The organism is Uliginosibacterium sangjuense (assembly GCF_059132465.1).
In genome coordinates, this window is the sequence record NZ_CP101132.1 from 2,424,259 (window position 1) to 2,449,465 (window position 25,207).

The following is a 25,207-nucleotide window of genomic DNA, read 5'->3' on the forward strand; positions in this document are numbered from 1 at the left end:
ACACACATTTGCCCCGGGCCCCCATCGGCGATCCAGTAAAATCCGCCGATGAATTCGCCGCTCACCACGACGCCCCCTGCAGAGGCCACGCCCCGTCCGCTGATGGCCTACCCGCCACACCGGCCGGGCCTGCGCCCCGCCCCCTTCCTGCCCATGTCGCGCGCCGAGATGGACAGGCTGGGCTGGGACGTGTGCGACATCATCATCGTCACCGGTGACGCCTACATCGACCATCCCAGCTTCGGCGCCGCGCTGATCGGCCGCATGCTCGAAGCCCAGGGCTTCCGCGTCGGCGTCATCGCGCAGCCCGACTGGCACTCGGCCGAGCCCTTCCGCGCGCTGGGCTGCCCGCGCCTGTTCTTCGGCATCACAGCCGGCAACATGGATTCGATGATCAACCGCTACACGGCTGATCGCAAACCACGCTCGGACGACGCTTACACGCCGCATGCCGCAGCGGACAAGCGCCCCGACCGCGCCGTCACGGTGTACGCGCAGCGCGCGCGGGAAGCCTTCCCGCAGGCCAACATCGTGCTCGGCTCCATCGAGGCCAGCCTGCGCCGCATCGCGCATTACGACTACTGGAGCGAGAAGGTGCGCCGCTCGGTGCTGCCCGACTCCAAGGCCGATCTGCTGGTCTATGGCAATGCGGAGCGCGCGGTGGTCGACCTGGCGCACCGCCTCGCGGCGGGAGAACCGATCGAGGCCATCCGCGACCTGCGCGGCACGGCTTTCATGGTCAAGCGCGGCTGGCGTCCGGCGGAGGATTGGGTGGAGGTCGACTCGCTGAGTCTGGACCGGCCGGGACGTGTGGAACCGCATCCCGATCCGTATGCCGAGTCCACCTACGGCGAAGCCGCACGAAGCGCCCCTCTCCCGCAAGCGGGAGAGGGTGGCCCGCAGGGCCGGGAGAGGGGGGCTGTCGAAGCCCTCTCCCCCACCCCCTCTCCCGCAAGCGGGAGAGGGGAGCACAAAAGCACTGCTCAACCCATCCACATCATCCCCGCCGCTGCGCGCGTGGCCCAACGCCGCGCGCAGCGCGCGAAGACGGTGATCCGCCTGCAACCCTACGAAGCGGTCAAGGACGACAAGGTGCTCTATGCGCACAACTCGCGTGTGTTCCACCTCGAATCCAACCCCGGCAACGCGCGTGCGCTGGTGCAGGGGCATGGCGAGCGTGACGTGTGGCTGAATCCGCCGCCGATTCCGCTCACGACCGAAGAGATGGATTACGTGTTCGACCGGCCCTATGCGCGTGCGCCGCACCCGAGTTACGGCAACGCGCACATCCCGGCGTGGGAGATGATCCGCTTCTCGGTCAACATCATGCGTGGCTGCTTCGGCGGCTGTACCTTCTGTTCGATCACCGAGCACGAGGGCCGCATCATCCAGAGCCGCTCGCATGAGTCGATCCTGAAAGAGATCGAGGACATCCGCGACAAGATCCCCGAATTCAAAGGGCATATCTCGGACCTCGGCGGTCCGACCGCGAACATGTACCGCATGGCCTGCAAGAGCAAGGAGATCGAGTCTTCGTGCCGCAGGCTCTCCTGCGTGTATCCGGGCATCTGCGAGAACCTGAACACCGATCACAGCTCGCTGATCGCGCTGTACCGCAAGGCGCGGGCAATTCCGGGCGTCAAGAAGATCACCATCGGTTCGGGATTGCGATACGACCTCGCGGTGCGCTCACCGGAATACGTGAAGGAACTGGTCACGCACCACGTCTCCGGGCTGCTCAAGATCGCGCCGGAGCATACCGAGGACGGCCCGCTGTCGAAGATGATGAAGCCGGGCATCGGCACCTATAACCGCTTCAAGCAGCTCTTCGAGAAGTTCTCGAAGGAGGCCGGCAAGAAGCAGCACCTGGTGCCCTACTTCATCGCCGCGCACCCCGGCACGACGGACGAGGACATGCTGAACCTCGCACTGTGGCTCAAGGCGAACAACTTCCGCCCGGACCAGGTTCAGACCTTCACACCGACACCGCTGGCCATGGCAACTGCCATGTACCACAGCGGCAAGAATCCGCTACGCAAGGTGGCGGCCGATTCGGAAGAGGTCGAAACCCCGAAGAGCGCCAAGCAGCGCAAGCTGCACAAGGCCTTGTTGCGCTATCACGACGAAGCGGGCCACGACATCATCCGCGAATACCTGCGCGAGATTGGCCGCACGGACCTCATCGGCAACAGTGCGCAGCACCTGGTGCCGCGCGCGCCAGCGGCCCGACATCAACGTGCCCAGCAAGCGAGCGGTGCGGCGCGCACAAACGGCAACGATTACGCGCACCGCATCAAGCCCGCACCTCGACCGGCCGGCAAACAAGCACCGCGCCCGGCTCGACCGAGGGGCAAGTAGGCTCAGGCCAGGGCGAGCGCCTTGGCCAGCTTGATGTCGCTGCTGCGGATGTGGCTGTTGAGCCATTCGCTGAGGAACTGATTGACGCTCAGCGACAAGGTCAGGGCACCGCGCTGCATGCGTTGCTGCAGGTCGTTGACCTCGGCGATCAACTTGTCATGCTCGGCCTTGTGAGCCGCGAAGTCCGCATAGCGGATGCGCTGCATGAACTGCTCCTCGCGCCGGAAGTGCCACACGGTGTACTGCACCAACTCATCCAGGATGTTGGCCAGCACGGTGTTCGCCTTGCCTTGCTTCATCGCGTCCTGCAGCTTGTCCAGCAACGCGAACAGATGCTTGTGATCGTCGTCGATCTGCGGATTCCCGACACTCAGGGAATCGTCCCATTTCATCAAAGCCATGCCCTACTCCCACGCGCGCGTCAGCGACAAAGCGTCGAGTCTCGCCAAGCATGAGGGTTATGCGCTTGACTCCGGTCAAGCAGGGGCTGACTGTCATACAAGCATCACGGAATGCCAGGCATACGCCGTTTCATATAGTCGGCATCACGCACAACTCGCACGACTGGCTTGCAAAGCCGCCAACGGCGCGGCCCAGCCGACGATGCCGCCCTGCGCCACGATCATCTCGATGGCTGCCTGCTTGAAGCTGGGGAAATAGCTGGCCGTCGCATCCGTCACCAGCAGGCAGTCGTAGCCGCGATCATTGGCTTCGCGCAGGGTCGTCTGCACGCAGACCTCGGTGGTCACGCCGGCCACGATCAGATGGGTAATGCCCCAGTCGTCCAGCATCTCTTCCAGGCCGGTGCGGCAGAAGGCCCCCTTGCCCGGCTTCACCAGCACCGTCTCACCCGACAGCGGCGCGCATTCCGGGATGAAGTCGCTGCCGATCTCGCCGTCGATCAGGATGCGTCCCATCGGACCGACATCGCCAATGCGCAGGCTGGGTGCGCCGCGATTGCGCTTGGCCGGCGGGCAGTCGGAGAGGTCCGGCGCATGCGCTTCCTTGGTGTGCACGATGCGCATGCCCAGCGCCCGCGCCCAGCTCAGCAAGCCCTGCGCGGCCGGCACGCAGGCAGCAAGCTGCGACACATCGTTGCCCAGGGTCTCGCCGAATCCACCGGGCAGGATGAAGTCGCGCTGCATGTCGATCATCACCAACGCGGTGTGGGCGGGATCGAAGCGGTAATCGAAGGGACGGGCTTGGACGGTCAGCATGTTGCTTGGCTACTCCTGTTTTTCACCTGGGCACCGTCATTCCTGCGAAGGCAGGAATCCAGTGTCTTTCGACCTGCTTTGCGAGAGTGCCGGAAAGGCACTGTCACTGGGTCCCTGCCTTCGCAGGGACGACGGAATGGAGCGTGCCTCGTCCTGACCGGTAGGATGGGTGGAGGCCGTAGGCCGATACCCATGCCGGGTGCGTACATCGAGATGGGTATCGCTGCGCTCCACCCATCCTACGTATTGCAACAGCAGCGCGCTCACGCCGCCGCCTCGTGGTGATGCCCACCCATGTAGCGCCCCAGGGTGCGCACGTCGACGCCCTCGGCCGGCGCGTCGAAGACGAGCTGGCCTTCGCTCATGACGGCGATGCGGTCGGCCAGTTCCAGTAGTTCGTCGAGGTCTTCGGAGATCAGCAGCACGGCCGCACCGGCATCGCGCGCCGCCATGATGCGCGCATGCGTCTCGGCGACCGCGCCGAAGTCCAGCCCGAATACCGGGTTGGCGACGATCAGCACATCCACCGGCCACGACAGCTCGCGCGCCAGCACGGCGCGCTGCACATTGCCGCCCGACAGCGAGGCGATCGGGGCATCCACGCCCTCGGTCTTGACGCGAAAGCTCTCCACGAAACGCTTCGCCTGCGCTTTCAGCGCGGTGCGATTGAGCAGCCCAAAGCGCGCCAGCGGCGCCTGGTCATAGTTGCGCAAGGCCATGTTCTCGGCCACCGACAGCGGCGCCACGCAGGCATTGCGCAGCGGCTCTTCCGGCAGGCTGTAGACGTGCTTCGCCGCACGTTCGGCGCGCGAGCCGGCGAAGACTTCGTCGCCCACGCGGATACTGCCGCTGCTGAGCCTGCGCTGGCCGTTGAGCAGTTCGGCGAGCTCGCGCTGCCCGTTGCCGGACACGCCTGCGATGCCCAGGATCTCGCCCGGACGGATCGCCAGGTTCACGCCGCGCACCGCCGGCAGGCCGTTGTCGCCGAGCGCACCGACATCCTGCAGCACCAGGCGTGCCGCGCCCTCCGGCGTCGGCTTGCGGTTGGCACGCTTGCGCTCGGTCTCGACCTTGTTGCCCACCATCATCTCGGCCATCTGCTCGACCGACAGCTCGGCCACCGAGCCACTGCCGATCCAGCGGCCGCGCCGCAGCACGGTCACCGCGTCGGCATAAGCCGTCACCTCGCGGAACTTGTGCGTGATGATCAGGGCCGTCAGTTGCTTCTGCAGCGTGAGCTGCTTGACCAGGCCCAGCACCTCGTCGGCCTCGTCCGGGGTCAGGACTGAGGTCGGCTCGTCGAGGATCAGGAATCGGCGCTTGAGGTAGAGCTGCTTGAGGATCTCCACCTTCTGCTTCTCACCCGCTGCCAGCGTGCTGGCCGGTTTGTCGAGCGGAATGCGGAAGGGCACGGAATCCATGAATTCGCTCAGCGTGCGGCGCTCCTGCTTCCAGTCGATGAGGCCGGGCAAATGCCCGCGCGCCGCGACGAGGTTCTCCGCCACGGTCATCGACGGCACCAGCGTGAAGTGCTGGTAGACCATGCCGATACCCAACTGCGAGGCGACCACCGGGCTAGGAATGTCCATCTCGCGGCGATCAACGGAAATGCTGCCGGCATCCTGGCGGTAGAAGCCGACCAGGCACTTCACCAGCGTGCTCTTGCCGGCGCCGTTCTCGCCCAGCAGCGCATGGAAGCCACCGGCCGGAATCGTCAGCGACACATCATCCAGCGCCGCCAGGCTGCCAAAGCGCTTGCTCATGCCCAGCACTTCCAGCGCCATCGCACCGGACTTGGTCTGGATGGATTCAATGTTCTGCATGGCACTCACCCCTTTGCACCGTCATTCCTGCGAAGGCCGTACGTAGGGCGGAACTCCGAAGGAGGTTCCGCCACCGGGCGGTGAACGAAGGTACGAAGCCGCCTCGCGGCGGCCGGCGGAACCTCCTTCGGAGTTCCGCCCTACGCATGTCCCGCAGCCTCACCCCGGCAGCCCCTCAATCACCGTATCCGCCATCGCGGTCGCGCCGAACACGCCGCCCTGCATGTGCACCATCTTGATCGCGGCAGCATGGTTGCCGGCGTCGGTGGCAGCGCAACCGTCCTCGACCAACAGGCACTCGAAGCCACGGTCGTTGGCTTCGCGCATCGTGGTGTGCACGCACACATCGGTGGTGATGCCGGTCAGGATCAGGTTGCGGATGCCACGCGAGCGCAGCACCAGCTCCAGGTCGGTAGCGCAGAAGCTGCCCTTGCCGGGTTTGTCGATGATGACTTCGCCGGGCAGCGGCGCCAGCTCGGGGATGATTTCCCAGCCCGGCTCGCCACGCACCAGGATGCGACCGCAGGGGCCGGGATCGCCGATGCCGATGCCGTTGCTGCCGATCTGGCGCGAGCGCCACAGCTTGTTGGCCGGCAGGTCGGAGAGATCAGGGCGATGGCCTTCGCGCGTGTGGATGATCGGATAAGCCTTGGCGCGCATCGTGGCCAGCAGGCGGCCGATGGGGCCGATCGGCGCCCGCGTCAGCGAGATGTCGTAACCCATGCGGTCCACATAGCCGCCGACGCCGCAGAAATCCGTCTGCATGTCGATGATGACCAGCGCGGTATTGTCCGGGCGCAGTGCGCCGTCGAAGGGCCAGGCGTAGGGCGTGGCGTTGACTGTGTTCATGCGTCATCAGCTCCGGGTCAGCGACAGCTCGCCCGGCGCGCCTTGCAGGCTGCGCGTGGGCGAACAGCTCACGATGAGAATCAGCAGGGTCAGCACGTAGGGTGCCGCGTTGAAGAGGTGGTAACCCGTGGTCACGCCGGCCGCCTGCAGGGCCGGGCCCAGCGCGCCGGCGCCACCGAAGATCAGCGCCGCCCACACGCAGCGCATGGGCTGCCAGCGCGCGAAGATGACCAAGGCCACGGCGATGATGCCTTGCCCACTGGACAGCGATTCATTCCAGCTACCGGGGTAATACAGCGACAGGAAAGCCCCGCCCAGACCAGCCAGCATGCCGCCCAGCATGGTGGCGAGGATGCGCGTGGGCAGGATGCGATAACCCAGCGCACGCGCCGCATCGGCCGAGTCGCCCACGATGCGCAGGCGCAGGCCCCAACCCGTGTTGGCAAAGGCCCAGTGCAGGAAGATGGCAAGCAGGATGCCGGCCGGGAACAAGGGGTTGATGTCCAGCGCCGCGCGCACCGCCGGCGAATCGCTCCACCAGCCCAGCGGGATGCTGGGCAGGTTGGGCGCCTTGGGCTGGATGTAAGGCTTGCCGAGGAAGAAGGCGAGCCCGGTGCCGAGCAGCATCAGCGCGATGCCAATGGCGATGTCATTGACGCGCTTGAGGCTGCACAGCATGGCATGCAGCAAACCGAAGGCGGCACCGACGATGGCCGCTGCCATCAGGCCCAACCACGGCGAACCGGTGCTCAGCGAAGCCGCATAGGCAGACATCGCGCCCATGATGAGGATGCCTTCCAGGCCGAGGTTGATGCGCCCCGATTTCTCGGTGATGCATTCGCCCAGGCTGACCAGCATGAAGGGGGTGGACACGCGGATCGCCCCGGCCAGCACGGCCAGCGGCACGCCCCACCAGCCCAGGGTTTGCGCAGCCTCGTTCATGATGTGGCCCTCGCCGAAGAGATGACGGGCACGGACAGCGCTGGGCGCTTCGCCGGGTCCACCGGCTCGATGCCGAACAGGCGTTGCGCGATGCGCCGCCAGGCGGCGCCCACGGTCGCCTCGCTGGCCAGGATGGCGACGAAGGCCAGGCCCTGCAGCACCAGCACGGTGGCATCCGGCATGTCGAGGCGGCGCTGCAGCATGCCGCCGGCCGCGCCGATGCCGCCGATCAGCACCGCCACCGGGATCACCGCCAGCGGGTTCTGCCGCGCCATGAAGGCGATCAGGATGCCGGCGTGGCCGTAACCCGAAATCAGCGAAGCGTTCGCCGCGCCATGCACGGCCGCCACCTCGATGGCGCCCGCCAGGCCCGCGCAGGCACCGCCGGCGGCGCAGGCCGCAATGATCCAGATGCCGACGCGCAGGCCCGCCAGTTGCGCCGCGCGCGGGTTACCACCCACCACCTTGAGCGAGAAGCCGGTGGTGGTGAAGCTGATGACGAACCAGGCCAGCACGGCGACCACCACACCGATCAGCAGGCCCATGTGCACATCGAAGCCGGGCGTCAGGCCCAGCATGTTGGCGGCCGCAATCGGCGGAGTGGACGGTTTGTTGAGGCTGGCGGGGTCCTTCAGCGCCCCTTCGACGAAGTGGTTGAGCAGCGCGATGCCAATGTAGGCCAGCAGCAGGCTGGAGATGGTCTCGTTGATGCCGCGCGCATGGCGCATCCAGCCGCACAGGCCGATCCAGGCTCCTCCCACCAGCATGCCAGCCAGCAGCATTGCGCACTGCGCCAGCAATGTGGGGGCCTGTGGCCCCCACACGCCGACGATGGCGGCCGCCAGTCCGCCCAGCACCATCGCCCCCTCGCCGCCGATGATGACCAGACCCGCGCGCGCCGGCAGGGCCACGGCCAATCCCGTGAGAATCAGCGGTGCGGCGCGTTGCAAGGTGTTGTTCCAGGAAAAGCTGCTGCCGAAGCCGCCCTTGTAGATCAGCGAGAAGACCTCGCTGGGTGGGTAACCGGCGATGGCCACGAAGAGTGCAAACAGCGCCAGCGCCACGAGGATGGCACCGAGAGTGATGCAGAGGCGTTCGATGGTGCTGTGCATGCGACGTCCCGTTCAGTTGCCCTCTCCCGAGAACGGGAGAGGGGAGCTTCGTGCGGCTTCGCCGGTTATCAGATGCTGCCCACCACCCCCGCCACCAGGTAGTTCATGCCTTCCAGCACGCCGTCCTGCTGCGGATGCGAGGTGCCGGCCGCGATGACGGAGCCGCCCTTGTTGTCCTTGATCGGGCCCTTGAAGATCACGAAGTCGCCCTTGACCATCTTGGCCTTGATGTCGTCGGCTGCCTTCTTGGCCTTGTCCGGCACGGCCGGGCCGTAGGCGGAGGTCTTCACGAAGCCCTCCTTGAGGCCGCCGCGCAGGAAGTTGGCCGGCGCCTTGCCGGCCTTCACCGCTTCGGTCAGGGTCTTGTAGGGGGTGGTCCAGTCCCACTCGGCACCGGTCAGGTAGCCCTTGGGCGCCAGTGCGGCCTGGCTGGCGTGATAGCCGGTGGTGAACACGCCACGCTTCTCGGCCGTCTCGACCACCACCTTGGGGCCATCCACATGGCAGGTCAGCACGTCGCAGCCCTGGTCGATCAGGCTGTTGGCAGCCTCGGCTTCCTTGACCGGCATCGACCAGTCGCCGGTGAAGATCACCCGCGTGGTGAAGCTCGGATCGACCGACTGCGCGCCGAGGGTGAAGGCGTTGATGTTGCGCAGCACCTGCGGGATCGGCTTGGCCGCCACGAAGCCGGCCTTCTTGGTCTTGGAGACCGAGGCGGCGATCATGCCGCTGAGATATTCGCACTCGTCGATGTAGCCAAAGAAGCTGCCCACGTTCTTGGGGTGCTTGCCTTCGGTCCATAGCCCGCCGCAATGCGCGAAGAAGACCTTGGGATACTTCGCCGCCACCTTCAGCACATGCGGGTCGAAGTAGCCGAAGGAGGTGGCGAAGATCAGTTGCGCGCCGTCCTGCTCGATCATGGCTTCCATGCTCTTCTGCACGGCCACGGTCTCGGCCACCTTCTCCTCTTCCAGCACCTTCACGCCTGGCAGCTTCTTGATCACCGCCGCCGCCTGCGCATGCGCCTGGTTGTAGCCAAAGTCGTCACGCGGGCCGACGTAGATGAAGCCCACGGTCAGTGGCTTGCCCTGCGCGAGGGCAAACTCCGGCAAGGCCAGGGTGGCGCCCGATGCGGCGGCGAGCTTGAGGAAATTGCGACGATCGAAGTGCTGTCCGGCCATGTGTATTACCCCTCTCGATTGGATGTCTGAACGCGCCTGAAAACCTTGTGCACGATCTTGCATACAAGAAGAAGCAAAGCATGTGCCACGCCCTGCCGAACGAAACGGACCACGTATTCATGGGAATTTGCGCGGATTACCGCGATATCCGCCCGCTAGCGCAGCGACGCGCGACGCACCCAATCAGGGCACGCCGCACCAAGTCCGGCCAGCGGTGAAAGAGGTGAACAGCGCCGCCTGATCTGGCCGCGCCGGCAACACAAATGACCCGCTTCGTCGTCCCTGCGAAGAGCCTGCCCTCGACCTGATCGGGGGCAGGGACCCAGCGGCTTTGCATCTCCCCTTGGCTCTGGGCTCCGAGAAAGACACTGGATTCCTGCCTTCGCAGGAATGACGGCGTGTGCGCGAGTCGGTCAGTCTCCCCCTCTCCCCCACCCCTCTCCCCGCTGGGGCGAGGGGAGCGTGGGTGCGCCCGGCCTCATCGCCCCTGGCCAGCCCATTCGTCACTGGTCCCCTCGTCCCTAGCACCGTCGTTCCTGCAAAGGCAGGAACCCAGCGGCTTTGCATTTCGCTCTTGGCCGATGCCCCCGAGAAAGACGCTGGACTCCTACCTTTGCAGGAATGACGTGCAGGTGCGTAAGCTGGGGACGCGCAGGAAATGACAGCCGCCGAAACAGGCCGCGTGCCAAGCCGGGCAAACCCGTGTCCTGTATCTGATGCTTGATGCAACGCAGATCATTGCGTGTTGCCGCCGTGTGGCGCGCATGGCCTTCCTAGAGTGAAGCGATGGCTCCGCTGCGCAGGCGGGGAGTCTGTCCGTCTGCCGGGGCCTGTTCAGCTCTTTCACTGGAGGAGAACAAGCATGGTCCACTATGTGTATCCATTCGAGGAGGGGGACGGCAAGAACAAGATGCTGCTCGGCGGCAAGGGTGCGAACCTGGCCGAGATGACGCAGATCGGGCTCAACGTTCCGCCCGGCTTCACCCTCACCACCGAGGCCTGCCTGGCCTACCTGGACAACAATCGCCTGCCCGACGGTCTCATGGACGAGGTGCTGGCGAACATCAAGGCGCTGGAGGAGAAGACCGGCAAGGGCTTCGGCTCCACCACCCGCCCCCTTCTCGTCTCGGTGCGCTCAGGCTCGGCCATGTCCATGCCCGGCATGATGGACACCATCCTCAACCTCGGCCTGAACCCGAGCACCCTGCGCGGCCTGATCGACAACACACGCAACCCGCGCTTCGGCTTCGATGCCTGGCGTCGCTTCATCCAGCTCTTCGGCAAGATCGCCCAGGGCATTCCGGACGAGCAGTTCGATCGTGCGATGGACATGATCAAGAAGAAGAACCGCGCCGAGCAGGACGTGGACCTCTCTGCCACCGCCTTGGAAGAACTCGCCAACGTCTATCTCAAGATCGTCGAGCAACACACCGGCCAGCCCTTCCCGCTGGACCCGTATGCCCAGCTCGAATACGCCATCTGCGCGGTGTTCAAGAGCTGGATGGGCAAGCGCGCCATCGACTACCGCCGCCAATTCAAGATCACGAAAGAGATGGCGAACGGCACCGCGGTCAATGTGTGCACCATGGTGTTCGGCAACATGGGCAACGACTCCGGCACCGGCGTGGGTTTCACCCGGAACCCGGCCAATGGTGAGAACGCAATCTACGGTGAATACCTCGTCAACGCCCAGGGCGAAGACGTGGTGGCCGGCATCCGCACGCCCAAGCCCCTGGCCTTGATGCAGCTCGACATGCCCGAGATCTACCGCCAGCTCGCCGAGCTGCGCGAGCGCCTGGAACGGCACTACAAGGAAGTGCAGGACTTCGAGTTCACCATCGAGCACGGCAAGCTGTATTGCCTGCAGACGCGCAACGGCAAGATGAACGCGCGCGCCATGGTGGTCACCTCGGTGGAGATGTTCCGCGAAGGCCTGATCAGCAAGGAGCAAGCCCTGCTGCGCGTGAATCCCGCGATGCTGGAACAACTGATGGTGCCCACGCTGGCCCCGAGCACCAAGGCCGAGGCGTTATGCGTGGGCCTGCCCGCCTCGCCCGGCGCGGCCTCCGGCAAGGTGGTATTCGATGCCGACACGGCGGAAGCCAAGGGCAAAGCCGGCGAGAAGGTCATCCTGGTACGTGAAGAGACCAAGCCGGAAGACATCCACGGCTTCTTCGCCGCACAGGGCATTCTCACTTCGCGTGGCGGCAAGACCTCGCACGCGGCGGTGGTCGCACGCGGCATGGGCAAGCCCTGCGTGTCGGGCTGCGACGCGATCCAGATCGACGTGCACGCCAAGCGCGCCCGCGTCGGCGTGATGAGCTTCTCGGAAGGCGATGTCATCACCATCGACGGCACCAGCGGCAAGGTCTATGCCGGCCGCATTCCGACGGTGGAGGCCGAATTCTTCGAGGAGCTGGGCACCCTGCTCAAGTGGGCCGACGAGATTGCCACACTGAAAGTGCACGCCAACGCCGACACCCCGCGCGATGCTGCACGAGCACGTAGTTTTGGCGCAGTGGGCGTGGGCCTGTGCCGTACCGAGCGCATGTTCAACGACGTGGACCGCCTGCCCATCATGCAGGAGATGATCCTGGCCGAAACACCGAAGGCACGGCAGGAGGCGCTGGACAAGCTGCTGCCCTTCCAGCGCAGCGACTTCATCGGCATCTACAAGGCCATGGACGGGCTGCCGGTCACGGTGCGCCTGCTCGACCCGCCGATCCACGAGTTCCTGCCCACCGCCTCGCAACTGGAGTTCGAGATCGAGCACCTGCGCGGCCTCAAGCGCGCGGTACGCAACATGTACGAGCTGCCGGACACGCTCAAGCTGCTCGACCCGCAATTGCATACGCAGTACGTGGAGAGCCTGGACCACCTCACCAGCAATCTCGCCGAGTACCAGCAGAACCACCGCTTCGACGAACTCATCGAGAAGCGCGAGACCATGCTGCGCAAGGTACGCGCGCTGTCCGAGGTGAACCCGATGCTGGGCCACCGTGGCGTGCGCCTGGGCCTCACCGATCCCGAGATCTACACCATGCAGTTGCGCGCCATCGTCGAGGCGGCCGCCCAGTGCATCAAGGACGGCATCAAGGTGCGCGCCGAGATCATGGTGCCGCAGGTGTGCACCGCCGAGGAGCTCAAGCGCGTACGCGACATGCTCGATGCCGAGCTGGACATCGTGGAGCGCAAGACCGGCATCCGCCCCCACATCGCCTTCGGCAGCATGATCGAGGTGGTGCGCGCCGTCATGCGCGCCAGCCACATCGCCAAGGTCGCCGAGTTCTTCTCCTTCGGCACCAACGACCTCACCCAGGCCACCTTCTCCTTCTCGCGCGAAGACGCCGAGAACAAGTTCCTGCCGCTGTACCAGGAGGCCGTGATCCTCAAGGACAACCCCTTCGAGGTGCTCGACGTGAAAGGCGTCGGCCGCCTCATGGAGATGGCCGTCAAGTGGGGCCGCGAGACGAGGCCGGATCTGAAGATCGGCATCTGCGGCGAACAGGGCGGCCAGCCTGATTCGGTGCGCTTCTGCCACCACATCGGGCTGGACTACGTGTCCTGCTCCGCGCCGCGCGTGCCCATCGCGCGCCTCGCGGCGGCGCAGGCCAAGCTGCGCGAGGCCGAGTACGACCCGGGAGTCCTGCTGTAAGTCCGGCGGGGCGGGAATGAGCCGGCTCTTTCCCGCCCAGACCGCCGCCCTCCCGGCGGCGGCTTGTTCCTGCCCATCGGCATCTCACTGCACATTCGTTAAGATTCGGCGGATTCCGATCGGGTACTCCTCATGCCGAAAATCCTCCAGCGCCTGTGTCTGCTCGCCTGTCTTGCATCGGCCCTGCCCGCGCCGGCCCAGCCACCGGCGGCGAGCGGAGAAGCGCTCAGCGATTCCGAATTCACGCAGCGCATCAACCGCCTGATCGAGGTGCGCGCGCGTGCCTACCGCTTCGCCGAGGAGAGCGGGATCCTGCGGCCCGACACGCCCAAGCTGACGCGCGCCCAGGGCAACACCTTGCGCAGCATCGGCGCCGACTACCTGCAGGCCCGCGCCGAGTTGTTGCCGGAAGCCGACGCGGTGGCCCCGCTGTTCCACTTTCCGGACCTGCTGCGCCTCGACGACACCCGCCCCACCAACGTGCGCCTGCCCATCCGCCTGGCTCAATACGCCGACAGCGAGTCGCGCCGCCTGACACTGAACCCGGACGATGCCGAGGGGCGCCGCCTGCTGCGGCAGATCCAGCGCGGGCTGGTCACCGGCATGATGCTGATGGACAGCTACCGCATCGCGGTGGAACCGTATGCCGACAACCCGAGCATGCGCTACCTGCTCACCTACGACGTGAGTTCCTCCAACACGCTGCGCCAGCTCGCCAGCCGCTACTACTCGCCGGAAACGAAGGCCCGCCTGGCCCACGCCACACGCTTCGTCGACGGCTACATGGGCTGGTTGCGCGACCGGCGCCGCCAGCCGGACGAAGTGGAAGCCCACCTCTACGGCCTGACGCAAAGCACGCTCTGGTACGGAGAAATCCGCAAGGCCGGCATCATGGACCTGGCCGGCACCCTGCTCTACCTGGGGGGCGACATCCACCTGCGCGGGCGCCACCTGCAGCAGATGGTGAGCCATGGCGTCAGCATGGGCTTCGGCAACGTGGTGGGCCTGGTGCAGACGCGGCGCGGCCGGCTGACCCTGTTGTCGTCCACGGAGCAGGCACGGCTCGCCGCCGAGTTGAAGCCGCTGGACATCCTGCTGGAGAAGACACCCTTCCGCCTCACCGACAAGCTCATCCCCGGTCACTATGGCCATGTCGCCATCTGGCTGGGCAGCGAGGAGGAGTTGCGCGCCATCGGCGCGTGGGACGACATCGCGCCCGAGCTGCAACAGCGCATCCGCGAGGGGCACCGCATCGTGGAAGCCCTGCGCGGCGGCGTCACCCTGAGCACGCTGCAACACTTCCTCAACATCGACGATCTGCTGGTGCTGCGCGACCAGCGCCCGGCCGACCCGGCCTACCTGCGCCAGGCTGTCCACACCGCGCTGGCGCAGCTCGGCAAGGAGTACGACTTCAACTTCGACGCCTACACCGACCAGCGCATCGTGTGCTCGGAGCTGGCCTACGTGGTGTTTCCAGACGTGCCCTGGCCACTGGCGCGCACCCTGGGGCGCTACACCATCAGCCCGGACAACGTGGCCCAGGTGGCAGTGCGCCAGCCCTCATTGCTGGCGCCGGTAGTGCTGTACCGCGACGGACGACGCGTCGACCAGGGCCTGCAGGAGATGCTGGCAAACCTGATCGGCGAACCGCCGGTACGCCTGGTCTCGCACTAAGCGACGGCCGCCGACTGCTTGCCCGCGGTAGAGCCGTCGAAGCGCTTCATCGCGCCACCCGTGCCCAGCAACAGCCCCTTGCGCACGAACACCTTGCAGTCGACCGCGCCCTGGGTCCACGGCCATGCGCCCGGCCATGCGGACCGGGCACTACCAGACCTTCGGGCAGGTAACATCAATCCACACGGCACATCTGGCGCACAACCCCCGCGTGGCAAGGCCCGGCCCGGGATGCGACCGAATTCAGCGGAATGGTTACGGGCGTCAAGCCGACGGACTTCGCTGACGTAAATCCTGCATGGATTGACTCGAACCGAGCGACTAAGCCCCTGGGCCCCAATGGATGCAGCCCTAGCCACCGTGCAGACCATTCTGATCGTCGACGATGCGCCGGAAAACCTCGGCGTACTGTCGGCACTGCTGCAGCCCCAGTACCGCGTGCGCGCGGCCACCTCGGGGCCCAAGGCGCTTGCCATCGCGGACAGCGAACCGCGCCCCGATCTCGTGCTGCTGGACGTGGAGATGCCCGGCATGGATGGTCATGAGGTCTTCGCGCATTTGCGCAGCACCCCCGCCACACGCGACATCCCGGTCATCTTCGTGACCGCGCGCGACCAGGTGCAGGACGAGCTGCAGGGGCTGGAAGCCGGCGCGGCAGATTACATCGCCAAGCCCATCATTGCCCCTTTACTGCTGGCACGGGTGCACACCCAACTGGAACTCAAGCAGGCACGCGACCGCCTGGCCGACCAGAACGCCTGGCTGGAAGAAGAAGTCGCGCGGCGCATGCGCGACCAGGACCTGGCCGAACTGGTCAGCATCCGTGCCCTCGCGCACCTGGCCGAAACCCGCGACGAGGAAACCGGCAATCACATCCTGCGCACCCAGGCCTATGTGCGTGCGCTGGCCATGAAGCTGCGCACGCATCCGCGTTTCCTGCACACGCTGAATACCGCCTATATTGACCTGCTCACCCGCTCCGCTCCCCTGCACGACATCGGCAAGGTCGGCATCCCCGACGCCATCCTGCGCAAACCCGGCAAACTCGAGCCGGCCGAGTGGGAGATCATGAAGACGCACGCCTGGCTGGGTGTCGAGGCCATCGAGATGGCCGAACGCGACGTCGAGCAGCCAGTGGCCTTCCTCGCCGTGGCCAAGGAGATCGCCGGCGGGCACCACGAGAAGTGGGACGGCAGCGGTTATCCGCAAGGTCTGGCAGGTGATGCGATTCCGGTCTCCGCGCGTCTGATGGCCCTGGCCGACGTGTTCGACGCGCTCATCTCGCGCCGTGTCTACAAGCCGGCCCTACCCTTCGACGAGGCACGCCGCATCATCGAGGGGGGGCGCGGCACGCACTTCGACCCGGACGTCGTGGACGCCTTCGTGGAACAGTACGAAAGCATCGTGACCATAGCCCGGCATCACCGGGACGACTGAGATGTCCGCCCCGAGCCCACTGCCACCCCGGCCCCGCGCACGTCCCAGCCCGCACTCCATTGCCTTGGGCTACGCGGGGGTCGCCGGCCTGTGGATTCTCGCGTCCGACCGTCTCCTGCTGGCGCTGTTCCCCAACCCGGAGCAGCTCGCCCTGGCCAGTGCACTCAAGGGCTGGGGCTTCGTGCTGGTCACTTCGCTGTTGCTGTTCCTGCTGCTGCGGCGCCAGCACGACGCCCAGGCCGCGGTGCCCCGCGTGCGCCTGCACGACATCCTCGTGCCCCCCCACCTCATCCTGGCCCTGCTCATCGTGGCGACAACAGCGGGCGCCGTAGCACTGAACATCCGGCACCAGCGAGACACCGCCTATGCCCGACTCGGCGCCGTCGCCGAGCTGAAGGCCGCGCAGATCGGCGACTGGCTACGCGAGCGCACCCAGGGCTCGCCCCAGATCATCCGCTCCAGCAGCCTGCTGGCCGACTGGTACCAGAAAGCCAGCGCCGGCAATCACGAAGCCGCCGAGCAACTGCATCCCCGCCTGCTGCAACTGGCCCGGGTGGGGGGATTCGACGCCGTCAGCCTGCTCGACCCGCAAGGCCGCGTACTGTGGCAATCGGAGGGCGCACCGGCACCGGTCAACCCGGCCATCGGCCTGCACGGCCCCCACCGGACCGCCGATGGCACGCCCTGGCTGGACCTGGTGGTGCGCCTGGAGCTGGCCCGCCCGCCAGGCCTCGTCGTCCTGCATGCGCGGGCACGGCAACGCCTGTTCAACTTGCTGTCGGCCTGGCCCACCCTCGGCGAGAGCGGAGAGTTGCTGTTGTTCCGCGGCGAGGGCCAGGAGGTGGAGTTCCTCAACGATCTGCGCCACGCCGCTGCACGTGCGGTCAGCCTGCGCCTGTCGCTGGACACCCCGGACCTGCTCGCCAGCCAGATCCTCAGCGGCCGCGCGCGGCCCGGCTCACCTCTGCGTGGGCGCGACTACCAGGGACACGAGGTGCTCGGGGTCGCCACGGCGGTCCCCGACTCGGACTGGTACGTAGTGGCCAAGGAGGACCGCGACGACATCATGGCCAGCGCACTGCGCCAGAGCGTGTGGATCGTACTCAGCGGCGTGTTCGCGCTGGGCGTCCTGACCGCCTGGTTCGTGATGCAACGCCAGCGCGAACAACTGCAGATCGCCGCCAGCACGCAGCAAGCCCAGGACGAGCGCCTGCAGGCCCTGGCCCTGCTGGAGACCGTGGTGGCGCATTCGGAAGACTGCATTTATGCGATGGACCGCGACGGCCGCTTCACCCTGTTCAACCGGGCCGCCGAGCGGATGACCGGCAAACCCGCCGAGCAGGTGCTCGGCCAGGACGAAAGCGCGATCTTCCCGCACGAGATCGCTGCGCCGTTGATCGCCGCCAACCAACGCATCATGAACAGCGGGGTGAGCGAAGCCCTGGAGGAAATCCTGCCCAGCGCCGACGGCCCGCATACCCTCTTGTCGCTCAAGACGCCCTTGCGCGATGCGAGCGGCACGGTCATCGGGCTGTGCGGCGTATCGCGCGACATCAGCCAGCGCCAGGCCAGCGAGGCGCGCCTGCGGGCCAGCGAGGAGCGCCTGCGCTATGCCTTCGAGGCCGCCAACGAAGGCCTGTGGGACTGGGATATCGAGGCAGGGCTCTCCATTCTCTCCCCCCGCTACTACGCCATCACCGGCTACACCCCCGAAGAAGTCACACCGGACCTTGCCTTCTTCCGCAGCCTGGTCCACCCGGAGGACTGGCCGGCCTTCACCGCCGAGCAGGATGCGCACCTGCGCGGCGAAACACCCGCCTGCGTGGTCAGCTTCCGCATGCGCACCAAGCACGGCGACCACCGCTGGGTCAGCTCCAAGGGCAAGGTTGTCGAACGCGCAGAGGATGGTCGCCCCTTGCGCATGATCGGCACCCTGTCCGACATCACCGAGCAGAAGCAGGCCGAGGAAGACCTGCTGGCCAAGACGGCCGAGCTACAAGCACGCAACGCCGAGCTGGAGCGCTTCAACCGAGTGGTCATCGGGCGCGAGCTCGACATGCTGGAACTCAAGCGCACGATCAACGCACTGACGCGTGCCTTGGGCCGCCCCGAGCCCTACGACCTCGCCTTCACCACTTACCCGGGGGCGCCTGCGTGAGCGCGCTGCCACCGCCCGCCTCGCTGCGTCCGGCGCGCGCCGCCCTGGCCTACAGCCTGGCCATCGTGCTGCCGGCGCTGGCCCTGTGGCTGGTGCGGAGCCTGCATCCATCCCTGCCCGCCTCACTCAGCGAACGACCGCTACTGCTCCTGTTCCTGCTCCCGATCGCCCTCGTCTCCCTGCTGCATGGCCCCGGCCCGGGCCTGCTCGCCACCGTCGGCGGCGGGCTGCTGAGCGCGCTGTTCCTGATTCCCCCGCTCGGCCGGCCCCTGCAGGCAGCCGGCTACGATCAGCTCCAGTGGGGCTTGCTGCTCGTCACCGGCGGCATGATCAGTTGCCTGGCCGGCGGGCTCCATCGCGCTCGCCGGCTGGCGGCCGACGAGCGCGAACGGGCCCATGCCGCCAGCGCGGCAGGGCAACTATTCCAATCGCATTTCGAGGCCACCTTCGAGTTGGCTGCGGTCGGCATGGCCGAGGTGGCACCGGATGGGCGCTGGCTGCGCGTGAATCGGAAGATGTGCAGCATCCTGGGCTACACACGCGCCGAGCTGCTACAGCGCAGTTTCCAGGACATCACCTATCCCGACGATCTGGAGACCGACCTGCAATTGGTACGGCGCATGCTCGCCGGCGAGATGGAGTCCTACACGCTGGAGAAGCGCTATCGCCGCAAGGATGGCAGCGTCATCTGGGCCCGCCTGAGCGTGTCCCTGCTGTGGACCGCCGACGGGCAGCCCGACTACTTCGTCTCGGTGGTCGAGGACATCCAGGCGCGCAAGGAGGCGGAAGCCGCCCTGCTGCGCTCCAACAGCATGCTGCAGGACGCCCGGCGCATGGCCCGACTCGGCTTCTGGAGCCGCAACCTGCGCGACGACAGTGCCGAATGGAGCGAAGAGATGCACCACATCTTCGGCACGCCACCGGGCTCCCCACCGCTGGAGTTCAAGCTCTTGGCGGCTTACTTCCTGCCCAAGAGCTGGGCGCGCCTGTCACAGTTGATCGACACGGCGCTCACGCGTGGCGAACCGTACTGGACCGATGCCGAGATCAGCGCTGCCGATGGCAGCCAGCGTAGCGTGATCGTCTCGGGCCAGCCCTTGCGCGACGCGGCGGGCAGCATTGTCGGCGTGCACGGCATGATGCTGGACATCACCGAACGTGCCGTGGCCGAACGCCGCCTGCGCGAGGTGCAGAGCAGCATGCTGGAAGAACAGCGGCAGGCCCGCCTGGCCGCGCTCAACCTCATGGAAGACGCGGTCGCGGCGCGGCGCCGCGCGGAAAGCACCGCTGCAGCCCTGCGCGAAAGCGAAACCCGCCTGCAGTTGTTCGTCGAGCATGCCCCCGCGGCACTGGCGATGTTCGACCGCGACATGCGCTACCTGGCGGCCAGCCATCGCTGGCTGAAGGACTTCGGACTCGACGAGTCCGGGGTCATCCGCCTCTGCCACTACGATGTGTTCCCTGAAGTCAGCGCGGCCTGGAAACAGGTCCACCGCCGCGCCCTCGCTGGCGAGGTCGTGTGCGCCGACGAAGACCGCTTCGAGCGCCCCGGCGGCGTGGTGCAGTGGCTCAAATGGGAGGTCCGTCCGTGGTACGGCGCCAACGGCGACATCGGCGGCATCATGATCATGAGCGAAGACATCACGGCCCGCGTCCACGCCGCAGAATCGTTGCGCCAGAGCGAGGCCCGCCTGTCCGAAGCACAACGCGTCGCCCACATCGGCAGTTGGGAGCTGGACCTGGTGAGCAACGAGCTGTGGTGGTCCGACGAGACCTTCCGCATCTTCGAGCTGGCTAGCGAACAGGTCCCCGCCTCCTACGAGGCCTTTCTGGCCATGGTCCATCCCGAGGACCGCCAGCGCGTGGCGGACGCCTACAGCGCGTCGATCAAGGCACACGAGAACTACAACCTGGTACACCGCATCTGCATGCGCGACGGGCGCATCAAGTACCTGCACGAACAATGCGAGACGCGCTACGCCTCCGACGGGCAACCCTTGCGCTCCACTGGCACGGTGCAGGACGTGACCCAGCAACTCACGGTGGAAACCCAGCTCCACAAGCTCGCCCTGGCCGTCGAACAAAGCCCAGAGTGCGTGCTGATCACCGACCTGCAGGGGCGCATCGAGTATGTGAACGACGCCTTCACGCGCACCACCGGCTACGCGCCCGACGAGGCGATGGGGCGCAACCCGAGCTTCCTCAAATCCGGTCTCACCTCGGCCGAGACCTACGCCCAGATTTGGGAGACCCTGGTCAAAGGGCAGAGCTGGAAGGGCGAACTCATCAACCGCCACAAGGCCGGCCAAGCGGTCGTGCAGTTCGCCGTCATCACCCCGCTGCGACAGCCAGACGGTTCGATCACACATTACGTCGCCGTGCAGGAAGACATCACGGAAAAAAAGCGCATGGGCCAGGAGCTGGACGCCTACCGTCACCACCTGGAGGAACTGGTTGCCACCCGTACCGCAGAGCTGGACCAGGCACGCGTGGCGGCCGAAGCGGCCAGCCAGGCGAAGAGCGCCTTCCTCGCCAACATGAGCCACGAGATTCGCACCCCGATGAACGCGATCCTGGGCCTCACCTATCTCCTGCGCAGCGAAGCCCGCGACGCGACCGCCGCCGACCGCCTGGGCAAGATCGACGGCGCCGCGCATCACCTGCTGGCCATCATCAACGACATCCTGGACCTGTCCAAGATCGAAGCGGGCCGGCTGCAACTCGAAGAGGACGACTTCTCGGTCCCCGCCCTGCTCGACAACGTGCGCTCGATGATCTTCGAGTCCGCGCGCGCCCGCGGGCTCTACGTCACGCTCGACGCCACCGGCGTCCCCGCCCGCGTACGTGGCGACGTCACCCGGGTCCGCCAGGCGCTGCTGAACTACGCGGGCAATGCGGTGAAGTTCACCGAGCGCGGCGGCATCACGCTACGTGTGTGCGTGATCGGCGAGCAGACAGATCATGTCCGCTTGCGCTTCGAGGTCCAGGACACCGGCGTGGGCATCGACGAGGCGACTCAGCGGCGGCTGTTCCAGGCCTTCGAGCAGGCCGACGCCTCGACCAAGCGCAAGTACGGCGGCACCGGTCTCGGGCTGGCCATCACCCGGCGCCTGGCGGGCATGATGGACGGTGAGGCTGGCGTGAGCAGCGTGCCCGGCCAGGGCAGCACATTCTGGTTCACCGCCCGCCTCGCACGCGCCAGCGATCGCGACAGCGGCAGTGGCGCGCAGGCAGCCGCGTGCCCTGCCCCCTCCACCAGGCAATGGGCGGGCAACCCGGTGCTGTTGGTGGAGGACAGCGAGCTCAACCGCGAAGTCGCGGTGGAGATGCTGCAAGCCCTGGGCCTCAAGGTGAGCACCGCGCAGAACGGCCGCGAGGCGGTGGCGCTGGTCCACGAGCACGCCTACGACCTTGTGCTGATGGACATGCAGATGCCCGAGATGGATGGTCTGGAGGCCACCCAGGCCATCCGCGCCCTCCCGGGTCGGCAACGCCTGCCCATCATCGCGATGACGGCCAATGCCTTCTCGGATGATCGTGCCGCCTGCCTGGCCGCTGGCATGAACGACTTCGTGCCCAAACCGGTCGATCCTGCTGCCCTGCAAGCGGCCCTTCTGCGCTGGCTGCCTCGCGCCGCGGCGAACGACCTCACTTCACGCCCGACGACGACCGTCGTCCCCATCGATGATCACCACGCCGTACTGCAGAGCCTGGCGCAGATCCCCGACTTCGACGTCGCACGCGGACTGCAGCTCTTCAAGGGCAAGCAGGCGCGCTTCGTCGACCTGATGCGACGCTTTGCCAGCGCGCACAGCAGTGATCTGGACCGGATCAGGAAGGGGGTGGCGCAGGGCGATCTCACGGAACCCCACCGCATCGCCCACACGCTCAAGGGACTGGGCGGCACCTTCGGCGCGCTGGGACTGGCCGAGGCGGCACGCGAACTGGAGAACCAGCTCGATCCTGGTCGCGCGGCCATCGACCACACTGCGCTGCACGACAAGGTGGAAGCGCTCGCCGGGCGCCTGCAGCCGATTCTCGACCTGCTGGACCACGCCGCCGCCACGCCCCCAGCCCCCACCGCCACCGTGGAAGCGGTGCTGACCGAACTCAGAAGCCTGCTGGCCGACAGCGACGTGCGCGCCCAGGCGCTGTGCCATACCCATGCGGACCTTCTGCGTGGTGCGCTGGGCAAGCGCTATCCGCCCATGCTCGCGCGCCTGGAGGCGTTCGAGTTCGATGCAGCGCAGGCACTGCTGGAGCAAGCCTAGGCGGGGCGCCAGCCGCTCCGCCGGCTGTGTTCGGGGTGAGGTGATGCGCTCAGCGTATGCGCGCCCTAGCCGGCAGCTTCCCGGACGCGCACCTGCAGACGGAAACGGATCGGCTCGATCTTCTGCATGGCGCGGCCGGCCAGATAGACCCGCACGATGTATTCCCCGTCCTGCGACGCGGCATCCTCCGACTGGTTGCCCGAGACCGTGCCATCGAAAATCTTGGTCACCCCGTCCGGGCTCAGCACGTTGAAGTACAGCTCGCGGGTGTCCGCCACCACACCGACCGCCAGCAGCTTGCCCTTGGGCACAAACACCTTGTAGTCGACCACCGCCTTGCCCTGCACCGCGCCTTGCGTGCTCAACTCGGTGCTGCCGGGAGCGAAGCTGAGCTTCTCAGTCTTCATGATCTCCGGCGCGGCCCAGGCCGGAGACGCCAGTGCCAGACCCAGCACACAGACCAGTCCCACTGCGAATCGCGTTTTCATCCTTTTCCTCCATCACCTTTCAGGCCCCGCCCGTGCGGGAGAAAAGCTGCCCGAAAGGGCTTGTCCGATGAAGGGACTATCGCGCGTTGCCTAGGCGGATCTCATCCGTGTTAACCAAAATTTAGAGTCGCTTGTGACGATCTTTTGCACTTTCCGTCCGTGCAAGAAAATCAAAGCTCGGCTAGGCGGTTTGCTGAGCGTGCGCGGAATCTGGCGACGGCGCCTGAGGAACAAGCTGCGCGTCCTGCTCGAACAGGCTGCGCAGTTCCTCGGTGGCCTGCTTGGAGGTCTGCACGAGTTGCGCCTCGTCCTGGTAGATCGCGTGCTGGCGCAGCAAGGTGGCTTCGTCATGCTGCTGGAACAAGGCCAGCGTGCGCGCCAGCTCATCCTCGGCGACCGCCAGCGATGCCAGCACCGAACGGCCCAAGGCAAGGCTGCTGTGCCAGGTCTCGCGCACCGGCGCCGGGATGCCCAGGTCCATCAGCTTGTAGGCATGGAAACGGTTGCGCGCACGCGCCAGGATGGGTAGCGCCGGGTAATGTCGGCGCAGCAGCTCGGCGGTCTTGAGCGAGGCCTCCACGTCGTCGATGGCCAGCACGAACAGGCGCGCCTCCTCGATGCCCGCGGCATGCAAGACGTCCAGCCGGGTCGCGTCGCCGTAGTACACCCGGGCGCCGAACTTGCGCGTGAAGTCGACCTGCATCGCGCTCGCGTCCAGCACGGTAAAGGGGATGCGTCGCAGCGCCAGCAAGCGTGCCACCACCTGCCCCACGCGGCCGTATCCCGCGATCAACACGCGCGGGCCGCTCTCTTCGACGCGGTCGAAGGCCCGCTCGCGCTGGACATCCAGGCGCGGCGCCAGCAGCTTCTCTTCGAGCAGGAACAGCAAGGGCGCAAGCAACAGCGACAGGGTGACGACCATCACCAGCATGTCGGCCTGGTGGGGATCGAGCAGGGCATGCTGGCGCGCCAGCGCGAACAGCACGAAGGCGAACTCACCGCCCTGTGCCAGAGCGATGGCCAGCTTGCGCGTACTGCGCGTTTCGCAGCCACTGAGGCGACCGACCAGCCACAGCACGCCGAACTTGATCAGCATCAGCCCCAGCACCAGGCCCAGGATCGGCAGCGGCGCCGTCCCCAGCACGCCCAGCTCGGCCCCCATGCCCACCGCGATGAAGAACAGGCCGAGCAGCAGCCCCTTGAAGGGCTCGATGCTGGCTTCCAGCTCGTGCCTGTATTCCGAATCGGCCAGCAGCAACCCGGCCAGGAAGGCCCCCAGCGAGGCGGTGAGCCCGACGTACTCCATCAGCAAGGTGGTACCGATGACCACCAGCAGCGCGGCGGCGGTAAAGGTCTCGCGGCTACCCAGCGTGGCGATCCACTTGAAGGCCGGGCGCAGCAGATGGCGGCCGCCAACCACCACCGCAGCGATCACTGCGACGGCCAGGCCGAGGCCGGACCAACTGAAGGCCGCATCACCCCCGCCCCCCAGCAGGGGGATCAGGGCCAGGATGGGGATCACCGCCAGGTCCTGGAACAGCAGGATGGCGAAGGCGCTGCGCCCATGGCGATCGGTCAGCTCGTTACGCTCGGCCAGCGACTGCAGCACCAGCGCGGTGGACGACATGGCGAGCGCAAGGCCCACCACCACGGCGGTCGTCACCGACAGGCCGAGCACCCACGCGGCCACCCCCAGCAGCAACGCCGAACCCGCCACCTGCGCGCTGCCCAGGCCGAACACCGAGCGCCGCAGCACCCACAGCCGCGAGGGTTGCAGTTCCAGGCCGATGATGAACAGCAGGAGCACCACGCCGAACTCGGCGAAGTGCAGGATCGCCTCCACATCGTCGACCAGGCGCAAGCCCCAGGGTCCGATCAACATGCCGGCGATCAGGTAGCCCAGCACGGCGCCCAGGCCGAGCTTGCGGGCTAAGGGCACCATCAGCACGGCGGCAGCGAGGAAGACGGCACTGAGGCTCAGCATGGGCGGGGCTCCGGACGATTCATGATGGCGCGATCATCGCAGACATCGCCCCGGCCTG

At 66.7% G+C, this 25,207-nt stretch carries 15 protein-coding genes; 6 read left to right on the forward strand and 9 right to left on the reverse strand.

The window, feature by feature from the left end; translation table 11 throughout:
- Positions 1 to 153 precede the first annotated feature (153 nt).
- Positions 154 to 2,358: a YgiQ family radical SAM protein gene (locus NMB43_RS11265; RefSeq protein WP_494352138.1), complete on the forward strand. Its 2,205-nt coding sequence runs from the start codon at positions 154 to 156 to the stop codon at positions 2,356 to 2,358.
- Positions 2,359 to 2,360: 2 nt separating this feature from the next.
- Here NMB43_RS11265 and NMB43_RS11270 read toward each other — a convergent pair whose 3' ends face one another.
- The 7 genes from NMB43_RS11270 to NMB43_RS11300 all read right to left on the reverse strand — a co-directional run bounded on the left by NMB43_RS11270 (position 2,361) and on the right by NMB43_RS11300 (position 9,482).
- On the reverse strand, positions 2,361 to 2,759 hold the full coding sequence (locus NMB43_RS11270; RefSeq protein WP_494348256.1) for a bacteriohemerythrin: 399 nt from the start codon (positions 2,757 to 2,759) through the stop codon (positions 2,361 to 2,363).
- Between the two features lie 144 nt (positions 2,760 to 2,903).
- Positions 2,904 to 3,575 carry a cysteine hydrolase family protein gene (locus tag NMB43_RS11275; protein WP_494348257.1) on the reverse strand — a complete coding sequence of 224 codons (672 nt, stop codon included), beginning with the start codon at positions 3,573 to 3,575 and terminating at the stop codon, positions 2,904 to 2,906.
- Positions 3,576 to 3,838: 263 nt separating this feature from the next.
- On the reverse strand, positions 3,839 to 5,398 hold the full coding sequence (locus NMB43_RS11280) for an ABC transporter ATP-binding protein (protein ID WP_494348258.1): 1,560 nt from the start codon (positions 5,396 to 5,398) through the stop codon (positions 3,839 to 3,841).
- 159 nt (positions 5,399 to 5,557) lie between these two features.
- Positions 5,558 to 6,247, reverse strand: a complete 690-nt coding sequence (biuH, locus tag NMB43_RS11285) for a biuret amidohydrolase (RefSeq protein WP_494348259.1) — start codon at positions 6,245 to 6,247, stop codon at positions 5,558 to 5,560.
- Positions 6,248 to 6,253: 6 nt separating this feature from the next.
- Positions 6,254 to 7,189, reverse strand: a complete 936-nt coding sequence (locus NMB43_RS11290) for an ABC transporter permease (RefSeq protein WP_494348260.1) — start codon at positions 7,187 to 7,189, stop codon at positions 6,254 to 6,256.
- Entirely contained in the window at positions 7,186 to 8,301 is a 1,116-nt protein-coding gene (locus NMB43_RS11295) for an ABC transporter permease (RefSeq protein ID WP_494348261.1), read from the reverse strand. The genes NMB43_RS11290 and NMB43_RS11295 overlap by 4 nt, the downstream gene beginning before the upstream one ends.
- A gap of 68 nt (positions 8,302 to 8,369) precedes the next feature.
- On the reverse strand, positions 8,370 to 9,482 hold the full coding sequence (locus NMB43_RS11300; protein WP_494348262.1) for a BMP family ABC transporter substrate-binding protein: 1,113 nt from the start codon (positions 9,480 to 9,482) through the stop codon (positions 8,370 to 8,372).
- A gap of 862 nt (positions 9,483 to 10,344) precedes the next feature.
- Between NMB43_RS11300 and ppdK the strand changes: the two genes are divergently transcribed.
- The 5 genes from ppdK to NMB43_RS11325 all read left to right on the forward strand — a co-directional run bounded on the left by ppdK (position 10,345) and on the right by NMB43_RS11325 (position 22,677).
- Positions 10,345 to 13,137: a pyruvate, phosphate dikinase gene (gene ppdK / locus NMB43_RS11305; protein ID WP_494348263.1), complete on the forward strand. Its 2,793-nt coding sequence runs from the start codon at positions 10,345 to 10,347 to the stop codon at positions 13,135 to 13,137.
- A gap of 132 nt (positions 13,138 to 13,269) precedes the next feature.
- Complete coding sequence (locus tag NMB43_RS11310; protein WP_494348264.1) at positions 13,270 to 14,811, forward strand: YiiX/YebB-like N1pC/P60 family cysteine hydrolase; 1,542 nt, start codon at positions 13,270 to 13,272, stop codon at positions 14,809 to 14,811.
- Positions 14,812 to 15,171: 360 nt separating this feature from the next.
- A complete protein-coding gene (locus NMB43_RS11315; protein ID WP_494348265.1) occupies positions 15,172 to 16,248 on the forward strand; it encodes an HD-GYP domain-containing protein in 1,077 nt (358 codons plus the stop codon).
- 1 nt (position 16,249) lies between these two features.
- Positions 16,250 to 18,406, forward strand: coding sequence for a PAS domain-containing protein (locus tag NMB43_RS11320; RefSeq protein ID WP_494348266.1), 2,157 nt, complete (start codon positions 16,250 to 16,252; stop codon positions 18,404 to 18,406).
- Positions 18,403 to 22,677, forward strand: coding sequence for a PAS domain S-box protein (locus NMB43_RS11325; protein ID WP_494348267.1), 4,275 nt, complete (start codon positions 18,403 to 18,405; stop codon positions 22,675 to 22,677). The genes NMB43_RS11320 and NMB43_RS11325 overlap by 4 nt, the downstream gene beginning before the upstream one ends.
- 65 nt (positions 22,678 to 22,742) lie before the next feature.
- On the opposite strand, the gene NMB43_RS11330 is transcribed toward NMB43_RS11325, so the two are convergent.
- Together NMB43_RS11330 and NMB43_RS11335 are read right to left on the reverse strand one after the other, a co-directional pair.
- Entirely contained in the window at positions 22,743 to 23,165 is a 423-nt protein-coding gene (locus tag NMB43_RS11330) for a hypothetical protein (RefSeq protein WP_494348268.1), read from the reverse strand.
- 181 nt (positions 23,166 to 23,346) lie between these two features.
- Complete coding sequence (locus NMB43_RS11335; RefSeq protein ID WP_494348269.1) at positions 23,347 to 25,149, reverse strand: monovalent cation:proton antiporter-2 (CPA2) family protein; 1,803 nt, start codon at positions 25,147 to 25,149, stop codon at positions 23,347 to 23,349.
- Positions 25,150 to 25,207: the final 58 nt, after the last annotated feature.

Bases quoted from the DNA above. Each gene is read 5' to 3' on its own strand.
- biuH (WP_494348259.1), bottom strand. From the start codon at position 6,247: ATGAACACAGTCAACGCCACGCCCTACGCCTGGCCCTTCGACGGCGCA.
- NMB43_RS11320 (WP_494348266.1), top strand. From the start codon at position 16,250: ATGTCCGCCCCGAGCCCACTGCCACCCCGGCCCCGCGCACGTCCCAGC.
- NMB43_RS11330 (WP_494348268.1), bottom strand. From the start codon at position 23,165: ATGAAAACGCGATTCGCAGTGGGACTGGTCTGTGTGCTGGGTCTGGCA.
- ppdK (WP_494348263.1), top strand. From the start codon at position 10,345: ATGGTCCACTATGTGTATCCATTCGAGGAGGGGGACGGCAAGAACAAG.
- NMB43_RS11295 (WP_494348261.1), bottom strand. From the start codon at position 8,301: ATGCACAGCACCATCGAACGCCTCTGCATCACTCTCGGTGCCATCCTC.
- NMB43_RS11275 (WP_494348257.1), bottom strand. From the start codon at position 3,575: ATGCTGACCGTCCAAGCCCGTCCCTTCGATTACCGCTTCGATCCCGCC.
- NMB43_RS11310 (WP_494348264.1), top strand. From the start codon at position 13,270: ATGCCGAAAATCCTCCAGCGCCTGTGTCTGCTCGCCTGTCTTGCATCG.
- NMB43_RS11270 (WP_494348256.1), bottom strand. From the start codon at position 2,759: ATGGCTTTGATGAAATGGGACGATTCCCTGAGTGTCGGGAATCCGCAG.
- NMB43_RS11335 (WP_494348269.1), bottom strand. From the start codon at position 25,149: ATGCTGAGCCTCAGTGCCGTCTTCCTCGCTGCCGCCGTGCTGATGGTG.
- NMB43_RS11300 (WP_494348262.1), bottom strand. From the start codon at position 9,482: ATGGCCGGACAGCACTTCGATCGTCGCAATTTCCTCAAGCTCGCCGCC.
- NMB43_RS11265 (WP_494352138.1), top strand. From the start codon at position 154: ATGTCGCGCGCCGAGATGGACAGGCTGGGCTGGGACGTGTGCGACATC.
- NMB43_RS11290 (WP_494348260.1), bottom strand. From the start codon at position 7,189: ATGAACGAGGCTGCGCAAACCCTGGGCTGGTGGGGCGTGCCGCTGGCC.
- NMB43_RS11280 (WP_494348258.1), bottom strand. From the start codon at position 5,398: ATGCAGAACATTGAATCCATCCAGACCAAGTCCGGTGCGATGGCGCTG.